This window comes from Saccharothrix sp. NRRL B-16348, assembly GCF_001280085.1.
Lineage (GTDB): Bacteria > Actinomycetota > Actinomycetes > Mycobacteriales > Pseudonocardiaceae > Actinosynnema.
This window is the reverse complement of the sequence record NZ_LGED01000067.1, coordinates 1-1,032: the sequence shown is the minus strand read 5'-3', so window position 1 is coordinate 1,032 and position 1,032 is coordinate 1. Positions and strand designations below refer to the sequence as shown.

Genomic DNA, 1,032 nt, shown 5'->3' with positions numbered 1-1,032 from the left:
CTAGGCCGTGTTTCAAAGGTGAGGTGACTGCCGGCGTGTCGGTGCCCGGAACGTGGCGAGGTCTCCGGTAAGTGGGTTGGCGACCAAGCAAACCCGAACACCGGAGACCTCGTGGCCAGCGTAACGGCAGCGGGGCGGGCCGACCTGACCGACGCGCAGTGGGCGGTGCTCCAACCGCTGTTACCCGTCGGGCGCAAGCCGGGCCGTCCGCCCAAGTGGAGCAAACGGCAGTTGATCGACGGCATCCGGTGGCGGGTGCGCGCCGGTACCCCGTGGCGGGACGTCCCACCCGCCTACGGACCCTGGCAGACCGTCTACGGGCTGTTCCGGCGGTGGCAGCGCGCCGGGGTGTGGCAGGTGATCCTGGCCGCGTTGCAGGCCCGCGCCGACGCCGAAGGGCTGATCGTGTGGGACGTGTCGGTGGACTCCACGATCATGCGGGCGCACCAGCACGCCGCCGGTGCCCGCACCAGGGCGGATCTCCAGGTCGAACCGCCCGACACCGCGGCGGGCGGTGCCGAGCCGGCCGATCACGGGTTGGGCCGGTCGCGGGGCGGGTGGACCAGCAAGCTGCACCTGGCCTGCGAACAGGGACGCAGGCCGTTGTCACTGCTGGTCACCGCCGGGCAACGCGGCGACAGTCCGCGGTTCACCGCGGTGATCGAGCAGATCCGGGTGCCCCGACCGGGTGGCGGCCGACCGCGGACCAGGCCGGACAGGGTGCTGACGGACAAGGCCTACAGCTCCCGGGCCAACCGCGCCTACCTACGGCGACGGAAGATCAAGGCCACCATCGCCCAGCCACGCGACCAGGCCGCCCACCGCAAGGCCAAAGGCTCACGAGGCGGGCGGCCACCGGCGTTCGACGCGGAGGTCTACAAACAGCGCCATGCCGTGGAATGCGGCATCAACCTGCTCAAACAACACCGAGCCGTCGCGACCAGGTACGACAAACTCGCCGTCCGCTACAAGGCCACCGTCCACATCGCAGCCATCAACATCTGGCTACGCCACATCTGAAACACGCGCTAG

1 protein-coding gene is annotated in these 1,032 nt (G+C 70.1%); it reads left to right on the top strand.

Features of this window, described 5'->3' with window-relative positions:
• The first annotated feature begins 111 nt into the window (after positions 1-111).
• Positions 112-1,020 carry an IS5 family transposase gene (locus ADK67_RS08930; RefSeq protein WP_053715929.1) on the top strand — a complete coding sequence of 303 codons (909 nt, stop codon included), beginning with the start codon at positions 112-114 and terminating at the stop codon, positions 1,018-1,020.
• The last annotated feature ends 12 nt before the right edge of the window (positions 1,021-1,032 follow it).